The 13,497-nt window shown below is 66.0% G+C and carries 14 protein-coding genes; 5 read left to right on the forward strand and 9 right to left on the reverse strand.

Annotation, left to right across the window (positions count from 1 at the left end):
• Positions 1-246: 246 nt before the first annotated feature.
• From QZY06_RS08925 to QZY06_RS08945, 5 genes are all read left to right on the forward strand, one after another.
• Positions 247-693 (forward strand): HIT family protein, encoded by a 447-nt coding sequence (locus tag QZY06_RS08925; RefSeq protein WP_295683052.1) that lies wholly within the window; start codon positions 247-249, stop codon positions 691-693.
• Complete coding sequence (locus tag QZY06_RS08930) at positions 693-1,886, forward strand: LptF/LptG family permease (RefSeq protein WP_295683055.1); 1,194 nt, start codon at positions 693-695, stop codon at positions 1,884-1,886. The genes QZY06_RS08925 and QZY06_RS08930 overlap by 1 nt, the downstream gene beginning before the upstream one ends.
• Positions 1,883-2,971: an LptF/LptG family permease gene (locus QZY06_RS08935; protein WP_295683057.1), complete on the forward strand. Its 1,089-nt coding sequence runs from the start codon at positions 1,883-1,885 to the stop codon at positions 2,969-2,971. The genes QZY06_RS08930 and QZY06_RS08935 overlap by 4 nt, the downstream gene beginning before the upstream one ends.
• A gap of 78 nt (positions 2,972-3,049) precedes the next feature.
• Entirely contained in the window at positions 3,050-4,213 is a 1,164-nt protein-coding gene (locus tag QZY06_RS08940) for a dATP pyrophosphohydrolase (protein ID WP_295683058.1), read from the forward strand.
• The gene (locus QZY06_RS08945) at positions 4,210-5,010 is read left to right on the forward strand and encodes a nucleotidyltransferase family protein (protein ID WP_295683061.1); all 801 of its coding nucleotides are present in this window, start codon (positions 4,210-4,212) and stop codon (positions 5,008-5,010) included. The genes QZY06_RS08940 and QZY06_RS08945 overlap by 4 nt, the downstream gene beginning before the upstream one ends.
• A gap of 4 nt (positions 5,011-5,014) precedes the next feature.
• On the opposite strand, the gene QZY06_RS08950 is transcribed toward QZY06_RS08945, so the two are convergent.
• The 9 genes from QZY06_RS08950 to QZY06_RS08990 all read right to left on the reverse strand — a co-directional run.
• Positions 5,015-5,512, reverse strand: coding sequence for a hypothetical protein (locus QZY06_RS08950; protein ID WP_295683064.1), 498 nt, complete (start codon positions 5,510-5,512; stop codon positions 5,015-5,017).
• Between the two features lie 194 nt (positions 5,513-5,706).
• Positions 5,707-6,330 carry a sterol desaturase family protein gene (locus tag QZY06_RS08955; RefSeq protein ID WP_295683067.1) on the reverse strand — a complete coding sequence of 208 codons (624 nt, stop codon included), beginning with the start codon at positions 6,328-6,330 and terminating at the stop codon, positions 5,707-5,709.
• A complete protein-coding gene (locus QZY06_RS08960; RefSeq protein WP_295683071.1) occupies positions 6,330-7,100 on the reverse strand; it encodes a phosphocholine cytidylyltransferase family protein in 771 nt (256 codons plus the stop codon). Before QZY06_RS08960 ends, QZY06_RS08955 begins: the two co-directional genes overlap by 1 nt.
• 142 nt (positions 7,101-7,242) lie before the next feature.
• A complete protein-coding gene (locus tag QZY06_RS08965; RefSeq protein WP_295683073.1) occupies positions 7,243-8,034 on the reverse strand; it encodes a S1/P1 nuclease in 792 nt (263 codons plus the stop codon).
• Positions 8,034-8,543, reverse strand: coding sequence for a peptidylprolyl isomerase (locus tag QZY06_RS08970; RefSeq protein WP_367275597.1), 510 nt, complete (start codon positions 8,541-8,543; stop codon positions 8,034-8,036). The genes QZY06_RS08965 and QZY06_RS08970 overlap by 1 nt, the downstream gene beginning before the upstream one ends.
• Before the next feature lie 67 nt (positions 8,544-8,610).
• Complete coding sequence (locus tag QZY06_RS08975; RefSeq protein ID WP_295683076.1) at positions 8,611-9,348, reverse strand: SDR family oxidoreductase; 738 nt, start codon at positions 9,346-9,348, stop codon at positions 8,611-8,613.
• Positions 9,348-10,655, reverse strand: a complete 1,308-nt coding sequence (locus QZY06_RS08980) for an FAD-binding oxidoreductase (RefSeq protein WP_295683079.1) — start codon at positions 10,653-10,655, stop codon at positions 9,348-9,350. The genes QZY06_RS08975 and QZY06_RS08980 overlap by 1 nt, the downstream gene beginning before the upstream one ends.
• Positions 10,652-13,105: a UbiA family prenyltransferase gene (locus tag QZY06_RS08985; protein WP_295683083.1), complete on the reverse strand. Its 2,454-nt coding sequence runs from the start codon at positions 13,103-13,105 to the stop codon at positions 10,652-10,654. Before QZY06_RS08985 ends, QZY06_RS08980 begins: the two co-directional genes overlap by 4 nt.
• The coding region (locus QZY06_RS08990) for a transketolase C-terminal domain-containing protein (protein WP_295683086.1) at positions 13,102-13,497 on the reverse strand (396 nt) is incomplete at its 5' end. The genes QZY06_RS08985 and QZY06_RS08990, both read right to left, overlap by 4 nt.

A 13,497-nucleotide genomic window follows, 5' to 3' on the forward strand; every position in this document is an offset into this window, starting at 1 on the left:
TGCAACGAGCGAGGAGTGGTAATGGCGGTTCCATTGGCGCGACGAGCCGAGGCAGCAATGGGCCCAAACGGCCCCGCCCCTCCGGGCTGCGGCCAAAAAACCGCCAGGACTTCGTTGCGAACCTTGACCATAGGTAAGCTATGGTCTGCGGTCCGCGCCTCGCCTGGCGGCTTTTTGACCGGCAGCGCAGCGACCAAAGTAACTGCCCACAGACCCTCACTTGTGTATGGTTTTTTCCCGCTCCGCATGCCGAATCCCACCGCGCTGAAGTTCGCCTGGCCCCGTTCCCGGATCGCCGAGACCGCTTGCTGGACTGTGCAGCTACGTCCGAAGCAGCCGACGCTTGGCAGCCTGGTCGTGGTCTGCAAGGAACCGGTGACAGCGTTCTCGGCGATCAGTGGCCGGGCGTTCGCCGAGCTGGCCGAGGTCACGCAAGGTGTTGAGCGCCTGCTCGCCGCGTTCACCGGCTATGAGCGGATCAACTGGCTGATGCTGATGATGGTCGATCCGGACGTGCACTTTCACGTCATTCCGCGCTATGCAGGAACCCGTGAGCATGCTGGCCTGAGCTTTCCGGACGCGGGATGGCCGAATCCGCCGGCGCTGGCCGAAGCGGTCAGCCTGAGCGATGCGCAGCTTGAAGCGCTCAGCGCTGAATTGAGCGCCCACTGGTCTGGAGCGGCTGCCCGCTGATGCCGACCATCCTCGATCGCTACCTGCTGCGGCAGCTGCTGCCGACCCTGCTGCTCTGTCTCGGCACGGTACTGATCGCGCTGCTGCTGGAGCGCCTGCTGCGGCTGTTCGACATCCTTGCCGAGAACAGCCACGCGCTTCCGGCGGTGTTCAAGCTGGTGCTGAATCTGGTGCCGTACTACCTCGGGCTGGCGCTGCCGGCAGCGTTCTTCGTGGCGCTGTTCGTGGTCGTCTCGAAGCTCGGTGACGAGAACGAACTCGATGCCTATCTGGCCGGTGGCCAGTCGATCGCCCGATTGACCCGGCCGTTTCTGGCGGTATCGATCGTCCTCGCCCTGCTCAGCGCCTGGGTGTTCGGCTGGCTGCAGCCGTATTCGCGCTACGACTATCGCGCGGTGATGTATTCGGCCCTGAATGCCGGCTGGGACGCTCGTTTGCAACCGGGCACCTTCGCCAGCGCTGGCAGCGGCTACATGCTGACGGCCGATGAAGTCGACAAGACCGGCCGCGGCTTGCGCCATGTGTTCATCCGCCGCGAAGTCGCGGGCCGCGAGGAACTGACCACCGGCGAAACCGGCGCGCTGACGCCGTCCGATGACGGCAGCCGCCTGACCTTGAGCCTGGTCGGCGGCGATCACTACCGGGATCGTCCCGGCGCCGGTCTGCTGGCCGTGCACTTCGCCACGCTCGACAGCAACACCGCGTTCACGCCGGATGCGCCGCCGTTCCGCGCCCGCGGCGGCAACGAGCGCGAGCTGACTTTTCCCGAATTGCTCGGCGGTGGTCTGCCTGATCCGGCCACGCCGCTGACGCCGGCCAGGATCGCTGGCGAGATGTACGGCCGCATTGCCCGCACCTTGTCCTTGCCGCTGCTGCCGCTACTGGCGATCCCGCTCGGCATGTCGGCGAAGCGCGGCAAGCGCACCGCCAGCCTGATCGTCGCCGCCGTGCTGATGCTGTTGTTCCATCACGGCCTGCAGCTCGGCGAAAGCCTGGCCGAATCCGGCAAGGTCAATGCGCTGGCGGGCGTCTGGACGCCGTGGCTGCTGTTCGCAGCACTCTGCGGCTACATCTACAGCCAGAGCCTGTCGCGGCCTGGCGATAATCCGGTGACCCGCGTCGTCGCGGCCGTCGAGGATTTCGTCGCCGCCATCGTCAGCCGCCTGCGGCCGCGCAAGCGAGCCTCAGCATGAGGACCTTGTTCTTGGGCGGCTCGCTGGGCGGCTATCTGCGCGGCATGCTGGCGATGCGCTGCTTCGCCGTGGTCTGTGGGCTCGGCGGCCTGTTCCAGGTGCTCGATCTGCTCGAATCCTCCACCGACATCCTGAGCCGCGGCCAGGGCATGCTCGGCATCGCTTATTACAGCCTGCTGCGCACGCCCAGCGTGCTGCTGCAGGCGTTTCCGCTGGCAGCACTCCTCGGCGCGATCTTCAGTTTTTCGACCCTGTCGCGGCAGAACGAGATCTGCGCGATGCGCGCCGCCGGCCTGCCGTTCCGACGCGTATTGCTGGCTTTGCTGCCGGTAGTGGTCGGCATCGTGATGCTCCATGGTCTGCTCGCCGAGGCGATCGTGCCGAAGACCCAGAATGCGCTGACTGCCTGGTGGGCAAGCCTGCCGCCATCGCCGGACAAGGATCCGGATACCGAACTGCTATGGCTGCGCACCAACGGCTCGGTGGTTGGTCTCGAGCAGGTGATGCCCGATGGCAAGCGGCTCGATGGCGTGCGCATCTACCGTCGTGACGAGGCCGGCAGCCTGGTCAGCCGCACGGTCGCGACCCGGGCCCAGTACGAGGACCGCCGCTGGACCTTGATCGACGCGGTGACCACCGATCTGCGCGCCGGCAAGAGCGAAGCCGTGCAGCCGAGGCTCGATTGGGAGACGCCGCTGAAGCCTGCCGATCTGATGCGCCTGTCGGCGGCCGAGCCCTATGTCTCCGGCGGGCTCGCCTCGGCGGTGCTGGCCGGCACCCAGTCGGGCACCAAGACCGATTCCTTCTACCGGACGCGGCTGGCTCGCTCCTGGACCGATCCGCTGGCGGCCCTGGTGATGCTGCTGCTGGCCACGCCGGTGGCGATCGCGCTGACTCGCGGTGGTGCTGGCGGCGTCCAGGTGCTCGGCGCGCTGGCCTGCGGTCTGGTTTTTCTGCTGGTCAATGGCTTGATGGCCGCGCTCGGCGAAGCCGGTACCCTGAGCCCGCTGCTGGCGGCCTGGTTGTCGCCTGCTGGTTTTGTTCTGCTTGGCCTGCTGCTGGTGTTTCGGCTCGATCGGCGCTGAGCCGCTCCCCGCATCGAATTCCTTTCCGCTACACCGATAGGGCCGCCCAAGGCCCGCCTGACACGAGACCGCGCTGCCATGACTGCCGCCACCGCCCCTGCATCCGTGCACCGGACCCCTCGTGGCCCGCTGACGATCATTCCGGTCGCAACCGCTGCCGAGAAGAAGCGCTTCATTCGCTTGCCGGCCCGCCTGCATGCCGATGATCCGAACTGGGTCACTCCGCTGGACATGGAGCGCAACGAAGCACTGTCGCCGAAGCACAATCCGCTGTTCGCCCATACCGACGTGCAGCTCTGGCTGGCGGTGCGTGATGGCGTCGATGTCGGCCGGATCAGCGCCCAGGTCAATCGCGAAGCCACCGATGGTGTCGGCCACTTCGGCATGATTGCCGCCGAAGACGATGCCGAGCTGATCCAGGCGCTGTTCGCGACCGCCGAAGCCTGGCTCAAGGCGCGCGGCATGCGCGAATCGCTGGGGCCGTTCAGCCTGTCGATCAACGAGGAAACCGGCCTGCTGATCAATGGCCACGACACGCCACCGATGCTGATGATGGGCCACGATCGTCCCTATCTGGCGGCACGCATCGAAGCGCTGGGCTACGGAAAGGCCAAGGATGTCTTCGCCTATATCAGCGACATCACCAAGCCGCTGCCGAAGTCGATCTGCACATTGATGCGTCGGCCGCTGCCGGATACCTTCAAGCTGCGTCATCTGAGCTTCAAGCAGTACGAGAAGGACATCGAATCGATCAGCTCGATCTTCAACGATGCCTGGGCCGCCAACTGGCGCTTCGAACCGCTGACCGCCGCCGATACCAATCACCTCGCCAAGGCGATGCGGCCGATCCTCAACGAGAAGCTGGTCTGGTTCGTTGATGTCGACGGCGAGCCGGCCGGCTTCGGCGTCTGCCTGCCGAACATCAACGAAGCGATCCAGGATCTCGACGGCAAGCTGCTGCCGTTCGGCTGGGCGAAGCTGCTCTGGCGTCTGAAGGTCAAGGGCGTGAAGTCGGCACGCGTACCGCTGATGGGCATTCGCCGCAAGTACGCCACCGGCTTCGTCGGCGCCGTGCTGCCGTTCCTGATCATCGACGCGATGCGCAACGAAGCCCGCAAGATCGGCTACACCAGTGCCGAGCTGTCGTGGATTCTCGAGGACAACATGCCGATGCGGCGCATCAACGAAGGTCTCGGCGGCATCGCCTACAAGACCTATCGCATCTACCGGAAAGCGCTTTGAGCTCTGTCGTTGCGGGCGGCCTGACCGCCCTGGTACTAGCCGGCTCGCGCGGGCCGGATGATCCGATGGCGCGCGCCTTCAGCGTGCCGCACAAGGCGCTGATCCCGGTCGCTGGCGTGCCGATGCTGCTGCGGGTGATCACTGCACTCGGCGCCACACCGGAGATCGCCCGCATCGTGGTGATCATCGAATCGCCGGAGGTCGTCCAGGTGCTGCCGGGTCTGGCCGCCGCCGCGAACGGCAAGCCGGTCGATACCTTCCTGGCCGCCGGCAGCCCCAGCCTCAGCGTCGTCGCGGCACTCGCGCAGTACCCGACACCGCTGCTGATCACCACCGCCGATCACGCGCTGCTGCAGCCGGCCTGGGTTAGCCACTTCCTCAGCCATGTACCTGCAGGCTGCGACGCCGCGCTGGGCCTTGCGCGCTCCGAAGTCGTGCTGGCCGACATGCCGGATACCCGGCGCACCTGGCTGCGCTTCGTCGAAGGCTCGTACAGCGGCTGCAACCTGTTCTATTTCGCGACGCCGAAAGCGCAGGCGCTGGCCGAGCTGTGGAAGCAGGTCGAAGCGCTGCGCAAGCGGCCGGTGGCGATGCTGCGCCTGCTCGGCCTGAGTTATGCGCTGCGCTATCTGCTCGGCAGGCTGCGGCTGTCATCGGCGATCTCGAGGCTCGGCGAGCTTGCCGGCGGTGCCAAGGCGGCCATCGTCGAGATGCCGTTTGCGCGAGCAGCGGTCGATGTCGACAAGCCGGCGGACAAGGAGCTGGTCGAGAGCCTGCTCGCTGCTGATCGGCACTGATTCTTCAGCGGTCACCCAGCGCGATCCGTTCGCCGCTGCCGAGCAAAGCCGCACTTACGGACTGTGCCAGCACGTCTTCGATATCGACGATCCGGCTGGCGGAGTCGCTGACGCCCATCGGCGCGCTGGTGACCGATAACAGCTTGTGGCCGACAACCGCGCCATCGCGCTCTGCGTAGATCGTCAAGCTCAGGTCGGTGTGCACCTGAGCCAGGCCGCTGACCATCGACCGCACATAACTGTTGCCCTTGTCGTAATCGGTGATCGCGACATCGACCCGATAGCGGGCAAGTCCCTCACTGCGAGCTTCGATAGGCAGTCGATCGCGAATCTTGGCCGCGACGCGCTGACCGTCGACTTCGAGCAAGGCGACATGGGTTGTTGTCGAACGAAAACCGATCGTGACCGGACCGTCTTCCGGCAGCAACGGGGCTGCTACTGCGGCGCCGACAGCAATCAGCAGCGCTGTGCCAATCAGCAGGCGAATCAAGGTGGAAATCATCGGTCTCTCCGGACGGCAGGGTGGTGGCGTCGCGAAGCGCGACGAACCGGCTTCAGCGTCGCTGTTGGCCTGCCGTCGAGATAGAGCCTCGCGTCCGGGATTCATGACTTGCCCTCCGCTCGAGTTGCGGCACCCGGCGGCTTGAAATAAAAAACCCGGCGCCAGGCCGGGTTTTCTGTTTCAGCTGCAGCGACTCAGGGAGCCACGCGCCGCGTGCCCATGATCCAGTCCCACAGCGGGCTCGACACGCCGTAGCCGGTGTTGCCGTTCACGAAGTGATGCTGCATGTGGTGCAGCTTCAGCTTCTTGAACAGCGGGTGCTGCCAGGCGTAGTGATGCAGCGCGTAGTGCAGGGTGTCGTAGATCACGTAGCCGACGATGAAGCCGCCGAACACGGCCATCAGCACCGGGCCGGCGAAGGCCAGCGCGAACAGGCTGTAGAAGCCGTAGGCGAGCGGGATGCTGACCGAAGGCGGCATCACCAGACGCAGGCGATCGTTCGGGTGATCGTGATGGACGCCATGCCAGATGAAATGCAGGCGCTCGCCGATCTTGCCCGGCGGGGTCCAGTGAAACAGGAAGCGATGCAGGAAGTATTCGGTCGCCGTCCAGATCACCAAGCCACCGGCGAAAGCGGCCAGCCAGGTCAATACGCCAAGACCGCCAGTGAAGGCCGTCCAGGTCATCCACGCGAACAGCGGCAGATAAAGCGCCATCGGCACCCAGAACGGGATCTTCGACAGCGCTTCCATCCAGTCGGCCTCGAACATCCGGATCGACTCGTTCGGGCTGCGACGCATCGGGCGCGCGGCGGCCATCAGGCGGCTCCGCTCCGGACTGATGAAACTGCCGCTGGCGCTGGCCAGCCTGCGACCAGTTCCTCGTTGCGGGCGACATCGGCAAGGAAATCCATCTCGCCCCATCCCAGACCTTCGATCGACTGGTAGCCGACTTCGCCGCTGTCCTTGGCGATGCGATCGATCACCGACAGATACCAGAGCTTCAGGCCTTCCGGCGTGCGCATGATCCGCTCGACTTCGCCGACGAAGCGCGCCGAGCCTTCGGTGGTGAAGCGCAGGAAGCCGATCGATTCGCCGTTGACGATGGACGCATCGAGCTTCTTGCCGATCGCGCATAGGCGATCGTCGAGGGTCTGCACCTTCATGTCGTCGGCGTCGTACCAGTCCTTGCGGTCAATGGTGACGGTGATCGGATGGCTGATCTTGCCGAGCACGCGCTCGACGATCGCGGTCTCGATCAAGGTGTCGCCGTTGAGGATCAGGCACTCGCCGCGCAGTTCGCTGCGGGCAATCCAGCAGCTGGCGAGGTTATCGGCCGCTTCGTAGAACGGGTTGTACAAGGTGCGCACCGTGATGCCGGCCGGTGTGTGCGCTTTCAGCACCTCCTCGACCTGCTCGGCGCCGTAACCGACGACGACGACGGCTTCACGGACGCCGCCAGCCACGAGGCTGATCAGCTGCCACTCAAGCAGGCTGCGGCCACCGAGTTCGATCAGGCACTTCGGCCGCGACGCCGTCAGCGGCAACAGGCGGCGGCCCTGGCCCGCGCTGAGAATGATCGCCTTCACGAATGGCGACCGGACAGCAAGGAGGGAGACAGGCAGTAGCGCATCGGATCAATCTCGGCAGCTCGCGCGCAGGCGCGAAACGTTGCAATTCTAAGACAATTCGTCCGCCGGCTTGTGACAGCGGCCCTCGGCCGTGAATCGCTCAGCCGGGAAACAGTGCGTTCAGCAGCGCCGCTAGCCGCAGGCCCGCAAGATTCAGACGGACATCGACGGTGCCACGCCAAGCCGTCAGGTATTCAGGGCCCGGTTCGTGATCAGCCGGATAGAAACCCGGTGCCGCGACGATCAGGCAGGACTCCATTGCCCAGGCATCGGCCGTGAGCGGACCCAGTTCGACGCCGGAAGCTTTCGACGCCAGCCGTTCGACGTAGCGCTGCCAGTCCGGCTCGATCGCTTCGATCAGCGCGACATCCCAGAGCTTGTGCAGGTTCGAATCTTCGCCATGCCATTGCAGCGGCACGGTGTTGCCGCCGCGATCCTCGGCACGCCCGCCGTGCAGCGGCTGATGAACATCGCCGGCAAAGTGCACCAGCTGCTTCAGCGCCACTCGCCGCTGCTCGGCAGTCGCCTTCTTGTCCTTCAGCACCGAGATGGCGCTGTCGATCGCTGCGACCACGCAGCGGCCGCCGGGGCAGTCGCGCGGTGGCTGGTAGTGACAGTCGCCAATCGGAAAATTGATGTAGTGCAGCGGGCCGGTGCGTTCGTCGCGCACCTCGTCGGCCCAGTTGGCGACACCGGGCAGAGTCGGCTCCGGTTCGTCGACCAGGATCGTTGCAATCGCCCCGCGGGCGGTGGGACTCAAACGATCAGCCGCGATCTGGCCGACGATCCGGTGGCCTTCCGGCCCCCAGGCCAGCAGTTGCGGCGAGGCCAGCAGCAGGACCGTGGCGAGCAAAGCGAGGTGCAAAGCGCGCGACACGGCCCTGCGCTTCATCAGACGCGCGAAACCTTGACGATGACCACCGGCTCGACCGGCACGTCCTGACCGAACGGGCGGATGCGGCCGGTCGGCGTGGTGCCGATCTTGTCGAGCACGTCGGTGCCGGCGGTCAGCTTGCCGAACACCGCGTAGCCCCACTGGCCCGGCTTGCCGTCGAGGAAAGCGTTGTCGCCGTGGTTGATGAAGAACTGGCTGGTCGCCGAATGCGGGTCGCTGGTGCGGGCCATCGCGATCGTGCCGCGGCTGTTCTTCAGGCCGTTGTTGCACTCGTTCTCGATCTGCTTGCCGGTCTTCTTCTCGGTGTAGTCCGGCGCCACATAGCCGCCGCCCTGGATCATGAAATCCTTGATCACACGGTGGAAGGCCAGGCCGTCGTAATGGCCGGCGTCGACATAGGCGAGGAAGTTGGCGACCGTCTTCGGCGCTTTCGCGGCATCGAGTTCGATCGTCATGTCGCCAAGGCTGGTCTGCATCAGCACGGATACGGTTGCGGCTTCGGTCATCGTTTTCTCTTCAGGTTGCGTTGGAGTAGATGCAGTTTAAGCGGCCCGCCGGCTTGGGGTGGAACGCTCAGAGCTTCAGCTTGCGGAAGATCGCTTCCGGCACATTCTTGATGATCTGCATGATCGGCCACCAGAACCACGGCGTGTACAGCACCGGTTTGCCACGCTGCACGGCCTTGACGATGGCCTTGGCGACGGTCGCTGGCGTGGCCCAAAGCGGGCCTTTCTTGAACGCAGCGGTCATCGGCGTATCGACGAAACCCGGCTTGATGGTCAGCACATGGACGCCTTTCGGATGGAGGCGCTGGCGCAGGCCGCTGGTGAAGGCAGTGACCGCCGCTTTCGCCGAACCATAGACGTAGTTCGACTGCCGGCCGCGATCACCAGCGACCGAGGAGATCACCGCGATGCAGCCGTGACCCTGTGCCTCGAAGCGATTGCCGAGTTCGGTGCACAGCACCATATGGCTCAGTGCATTGGTCTGGAACTCGGCGAGCATCATTTCGCTGGACGCTTGCGCAGCTATTTGGTCAGTGAGGGTGCCGTGGGCGATCAGCGCAGTGTCGAGACCGCCGAGGCGTTGGGTCGCTTCATCGAGCAGCGCCGGATAAGCATTCAGCTCGCGTGCATCCATCACCCAGGTTTCGGCCTGGGCCGCGCCGCGCAGGCGTAGATCGTCCGCAATCGCGGTGAGGCGATCCGGGTTGCGTCCGACCAGAAACAGCGCGTCGCCAAGGGCTGCGAACTCGCGCGCCGTCGCTTCGGCGATCGCCGAGGTGGCGCCCATGATCAGGATTCGTCTCATCAGGTGACTTCTGTCTCGGTGACTCGCCGCCAGAACGACGAGGAAAAACGCGGATCGACATGGCGGGCGAAAGCCTGCCATTGCGGGAAGTACTGGCGGAATGCGGTCGGCGACATCCGCGCGTCCTTGGCTGGATAGACAGCGCCGTCGGCGGCCATCGTCAGTGCGTCGAGCGCATCGAGCAGCGCGAGGGTTGGCGCACCGCGATTCGGGAAGTCGATCGCCAAGGTCGCGCCGGGGCGCGGGAACGACATCATGCCCCGCGCAGCCATGCTACCGAAGGTTTTCAGCACCACCAGAAACGAGCCGAGCCTGGACTCGGCGATCCGCTGCAGCATCTCGCCGATGACGGTTTCGGCGTCCTGCATCGGCACCACGCACTGGTACTGGTAGAAGCCGCGCGGGCCGTAGATGCGGTTCCATTCCTGCACGGCGTCGAGCGGATGGAAGAACGGCTGCCAGTGCCACAGCGCATCGCGGGCGACCGCCGCCGGGCGCCAGTAGTACAGCGCGTTGAACGCGGCGAGAGTCAGCGGATTGATCAGCGACTGCGGCGGCGTGATCGGCAGCCGGATTCCTTTCGGCGTTGCGGTGCTGTTCGGCCCTTCGGCGTGATTGCCGCGAATGAAGATGCCGCGGCCGGTGTTGGCACCCGTCGCCGAGCTATCGATCCAGGCGACGGTGTAGGCCGATGCGGTTTCTGCTTCGGCCGACAGCGCGAAGAACTCGGCCAGCGAGCCGAAGCGTTCGCTACTGCCGCTTATCCACGGCCCGGGCACGCGCTGCAATTGCAGGCTCGCGCGTCGGATCAGGCCCGTGAGGCCAAGGCCGCCGATGGTCGCGGCGAACAACTCGGCGTTCGCAGTCGGCGAGCAGTGCAGTGCCTGACCATCTGAACGCAGCAGTTCGAAGCCGAGCAGGTGATGACCGAAGCTGCCGGCGCGATGATGATTCTTGCCGTGCACGTCGTTGGCGATCGCGCCGCCGACGGTGACGAAGCGGGTGCCCGGCAAGGCTGCGGGAAACCAGCCCTGTGGGAGCGTCAGCTCGATGATCTCGCCGAGCGAGACACCGGCCTCGACTTCGATCACACCGCTGTCGCGGTCGAAAGCGATGTAGCGATCGAGCCCGCGCGTGCCGACCAGCACGCCGCCGCTGTTCAGGCAGCTGTCGCCGTAGCTGCGGCCGAGGCCGTAAGGCAACAGGCTTTCCGTGGTCGTCGGTAGAGCATCGAAGCGGCTGGCTAGCTTTATCAAACGCTGCTCAGGTGCCGGCAGCCGGCCCCAGGAAAATGCCTGCCGGCTCATGCCGGCCACAAGGCCAGCAGCACACAGAAGCCCATCACGGTGAACAGGCCCAGGCTGATGCGATCGGTCAGCGCGAAGACGATCGGATCGTCGGTCATCCGGCCGCGCGCGCTGAGCATCCAGACCCGGCTGATCCAGTACAGCATCAGCGGGCAGGTCAGCCACAGCGCGTGCGCGTCGCCGTAACGCGCTTGTGACTCCGCGCTATTGACGTACAGCGCCATGATCACCACGGCGGCATAGCCGGCACTGATGCCGAGCGACAGCAACGCCGGCAGATCGCTGGCCTGATAGCCACGCCCGGCGGCCGAGGCGGCGCCGGCCTTGGCGACCTCGAACAATTCCGTATAGCGCTTGGCCATCGCCAGGCTCAGGAACAGGAACATCGAGAACGCCAGCAGCCAGAAGGTCACCGACACTTCCGTGGCGGCACCGCCGGCGATGATCCGCAGGGTGTACAGGCCCGCCAGGGTCATCACGTCGATGGTCGTCGCGCGCTTCAGCCAGAGCGAATAGGCCAGCGTGAAGCCGAAGTACAGCGCCAGCACCCCAGCGAATGCCGGCCCGGTCCACAGCGCGATGGCGACGGCAAACAGCAGCAGCAGGCCCGCTGCGATGACGCCGCTCTTCGCCGACAGGCGACCGGACGCGAACGGCCGCAGACACTTGCGGCGGTGCTGGCGATCGGCGGCGAGATCAAGCAGATCGTTGACCAGATAGACGCTCGACGCGGCCAGCCCGAAGGCCAGGAAGGCGAGCAGGCTGTCAAGCAGCACGGCAGGCTCGCCGATACGATGGGCAAGCACCGCCGGTACGAACACCAGCAGGTTCTTGACCCATTGATACAGGCGCATCGCCTTGATCCAGGTCTTCGGCGATGAAAGCTCCGGCGCAAACACCGGCCCGGCTTCGGCGACCGCGAAAGCACGCGCCGCGAGCCGAGCATTGCCGACGACGATCGCGCTGCGCGCCGAGCCCCAGACGGCGAGATCGGCCGCTTCATTGCCGACATAGTCGTAGCCGCGTTCGCCGTAGCGCGCGACCAGCGCTCGGCGTTTGCCGTCGCCGTGCAGGTTGTCGCCGTCGCTGGTCGCGATCACGTCATCGAAGATGCCGAGATGGGCGGCGACCGCATCGGCAATCGAGTGATGCGCCGCGGTCGCCAGTACCAGACGACGGCCACTGTCCCGCTGCTCGCGCAGCCAGTCGAGCAAGTCCTGGCGCCAGGGCAGGGTTGCGACATCGAGTTCGCTGCGCGCCGCCACTTCGCGCTTGAACACCACCTTGCCTTGGCTCATCCAGCCCGGCAGCTGCAGCAGAGCGCCGGGTGAACGCTTGGCGAGATCGAGCAGCGCTTCGTGCAGCGTGTCGACCGGTGTCAGCGTGCCGTCGAGATCGACACACAAGGGCAGTGCCTGGAGTCGCGATTCGGGCGACGCCTCCACCAGCGGATCTGACCCTGCGAGGCTCATCGTGGGCAGCGGCTCCGGATTCTGACGATGACGGGTTTCCAGCCAGGCGGCGGCGATCAGGCCGAGCAGCACGGCGAACCATAGCGTCGCCAGCCGGCACAGCAGCATCGCGATCACCGCCGTCGCCAGCGGCGCGCCCTCCGCCACCAGCAGGGCTGGCATCGCCACTTCCATGCCACCGAGGCCGCCAGGCATGAAGAAGGCGAGCCCGCCAGCCAGTACCGCCATGCCGTAGACGCCGACCGCCGCCGGCAGCGCGATGCTGATCGCCAGACTCTGGCAGATCCAGTACAGCGCCAGGCCTTCGACGCCCCAGGCGACCAGACCGAGCAGCAGGCCGCCGGCGAGCCGGCCAGGCAGCAACAGGGTTTTCGAAGCGCGCAGCAGCTTGGCAAGGCCGGCCAGACCCGCGGCTAGCCGGCCGTGGCGCCGTGACGCCAGTCGGTCGAGACCATCGGCCAGTGCTGGCCGGCCCAGCGTCACGACGACGGCTGCGACCGCCAGCAGCGCGATCACCGGCAGCGGCCACCAGCGCAGATCCTGCAGCACGATCAGGCTGGCGAGCACGGCAATCGCCAGTACATCGAGCAGGCGCTCGACGAACAGCGTCGCCATGCTGTCGGCATACGGCACCCGGTGGCGATCGTGCAGGTACAGCGAGCGCACCGCTTCGCCGGCCTTGCCCGGGCTCACCGTAAAGGCGAAGCCGGCGATGTAGATCAACCGATGCGGGCCTGGTGGGATGCGATGACCCAGTAATGCGAGATACCGGGCCCAGCGCTGGAAGCGCAGCGCGTAGTTGAGCAGCGACGCGCCGAGCACCAGACCGAGCCCGCTGAAGCCGAGGCCGCTCAGCGCGCTGGCCAGCAGCTGGGTATCGGCGATCAGCGCGGCAGCGAGATAGGCGGCAACTCCGAGCCCGGCAATCGCGATCAGCAGTGGTCGGCGCAGCCGCGCAGGCCGGGCGGCTGCAATCACGCGCGGCCTCGGTCGCTGCTGTCTTCGACGCTGCCTGCGTGATCGCCGACAGCGCGTAGCCGCGCCTGGATCGCGCGCAGCACGCCGGCGGCATCGAGCCCACAGTCGGCCAGCAATTGCTCGCGGCTGCCGTGAGCGACGAAACGATCCGGCAGGCCGAGGTTCAGCACCGGGCGGACGATGCGCAGCCGCGCCAGTGCCTCGTTGACCGCGCTGCCGGCGCCGCCGCTGATGACGTTGTCTTCCAAGGTCACCAGCAGACTGTGTTCACGCGCCAGGCTGGCGATCAAGGCTTCGTCGAGCGGTTTGACGAAGCGCATGTCGGCAACCGTCGCATCGAGCAGCGCGGCGACATCGAGCGCGGTGCCGACCATCGTGCCGAAGGCCAGCAA

Source organism: uncultured Nevskia sp. (assembly GCF_903885465.1).
In the GTDB taxonomy this organism is placed as follows: domain Bacteria; phylum Pseudomonadota; class Gammaproteobacteria; order Nevskiales; family Nevskiaceae; genus Nevskia.

What these genes read in the sequence shown, in the direction of transcription:
- QZY06_RS08975 (WP_295683076.1), bottom strand. Translation starts at nt 9,348, where the DNA reads ATGAGACGAATCCTGATCATGGGCGCCACCTCGGCGATCGCCGAAGCG.
- QZY06_RS08925 (WP_295683052.1), top strand. Translation starts at nt 247, where the DNA reads ATGCCGAATCCCACCGCGCTGAAGTTCGCCTGGCCCCGTTCCCGGATC.
- QZY06_RS08950 (WP_295683064.1), bottom strand. Translation starts at nt 5,512, where the DNA reads ATGATTTCCACCTTGATTCGCCTGCTGATTGGCACAGCGCTGCTGATT.
- QZY06_RS08970 (WP_367275597.1), bottom strand. Translation starts at nt 8,543, where the DNA reads ATGACCGAAGCCGCAACCGTATCCGTGCTGATGCAGACCAGCCTTGGC.
- QZY06_RS08935 (WP_295683057.1), top strand. Translation starts at nt 1,883, where the DNA reads ATGAGGACCTTGTTCTTGGGCGGCTCGCTGGGCGGCTATCTGCGCGGC.
- QZY06_RS08980 (WP_295683079.1), bottom strand. Translation starts at nt 10,655, where the DNA reads ATGAGCCGGCAGGCATTTTCCTGGGGCCGGCTGCCGGCACCTGAGCAG.
- QZY06_RS08930 (WP_295683055.1), top strand. Translation starts at nt 693, where the DNA reads ATGCCGACCATCCTCGATCGCTACCTGCTGCGGCAGCTGCTGCCGACC.
- QZY06_RS08955 (WP_295683067.1), bottom strand. Translation starts at nt 6,330, where the DNA reads ATGGCCGCCGCGCGCCCGATGCGTCGCAGCCCGAACGAGTCGATCCGG.
- QZY06_RS08940 (WP_295683058.1), top strand. Translation starts at nt 3,050, where the DNA reads ATGACTGCCGCCACCGCCCCTGCATCCGTGCACCGGACCCCTCGTGGC.
- QZY06_RS08965 (WP_295683073.1), bottom strand. Translation starts at nt 8,034, where the DNA reads ATGAAGCGCAGGGCCGTGTCGCGCGCTTTGCACCTCGCTTTGCTCGCC.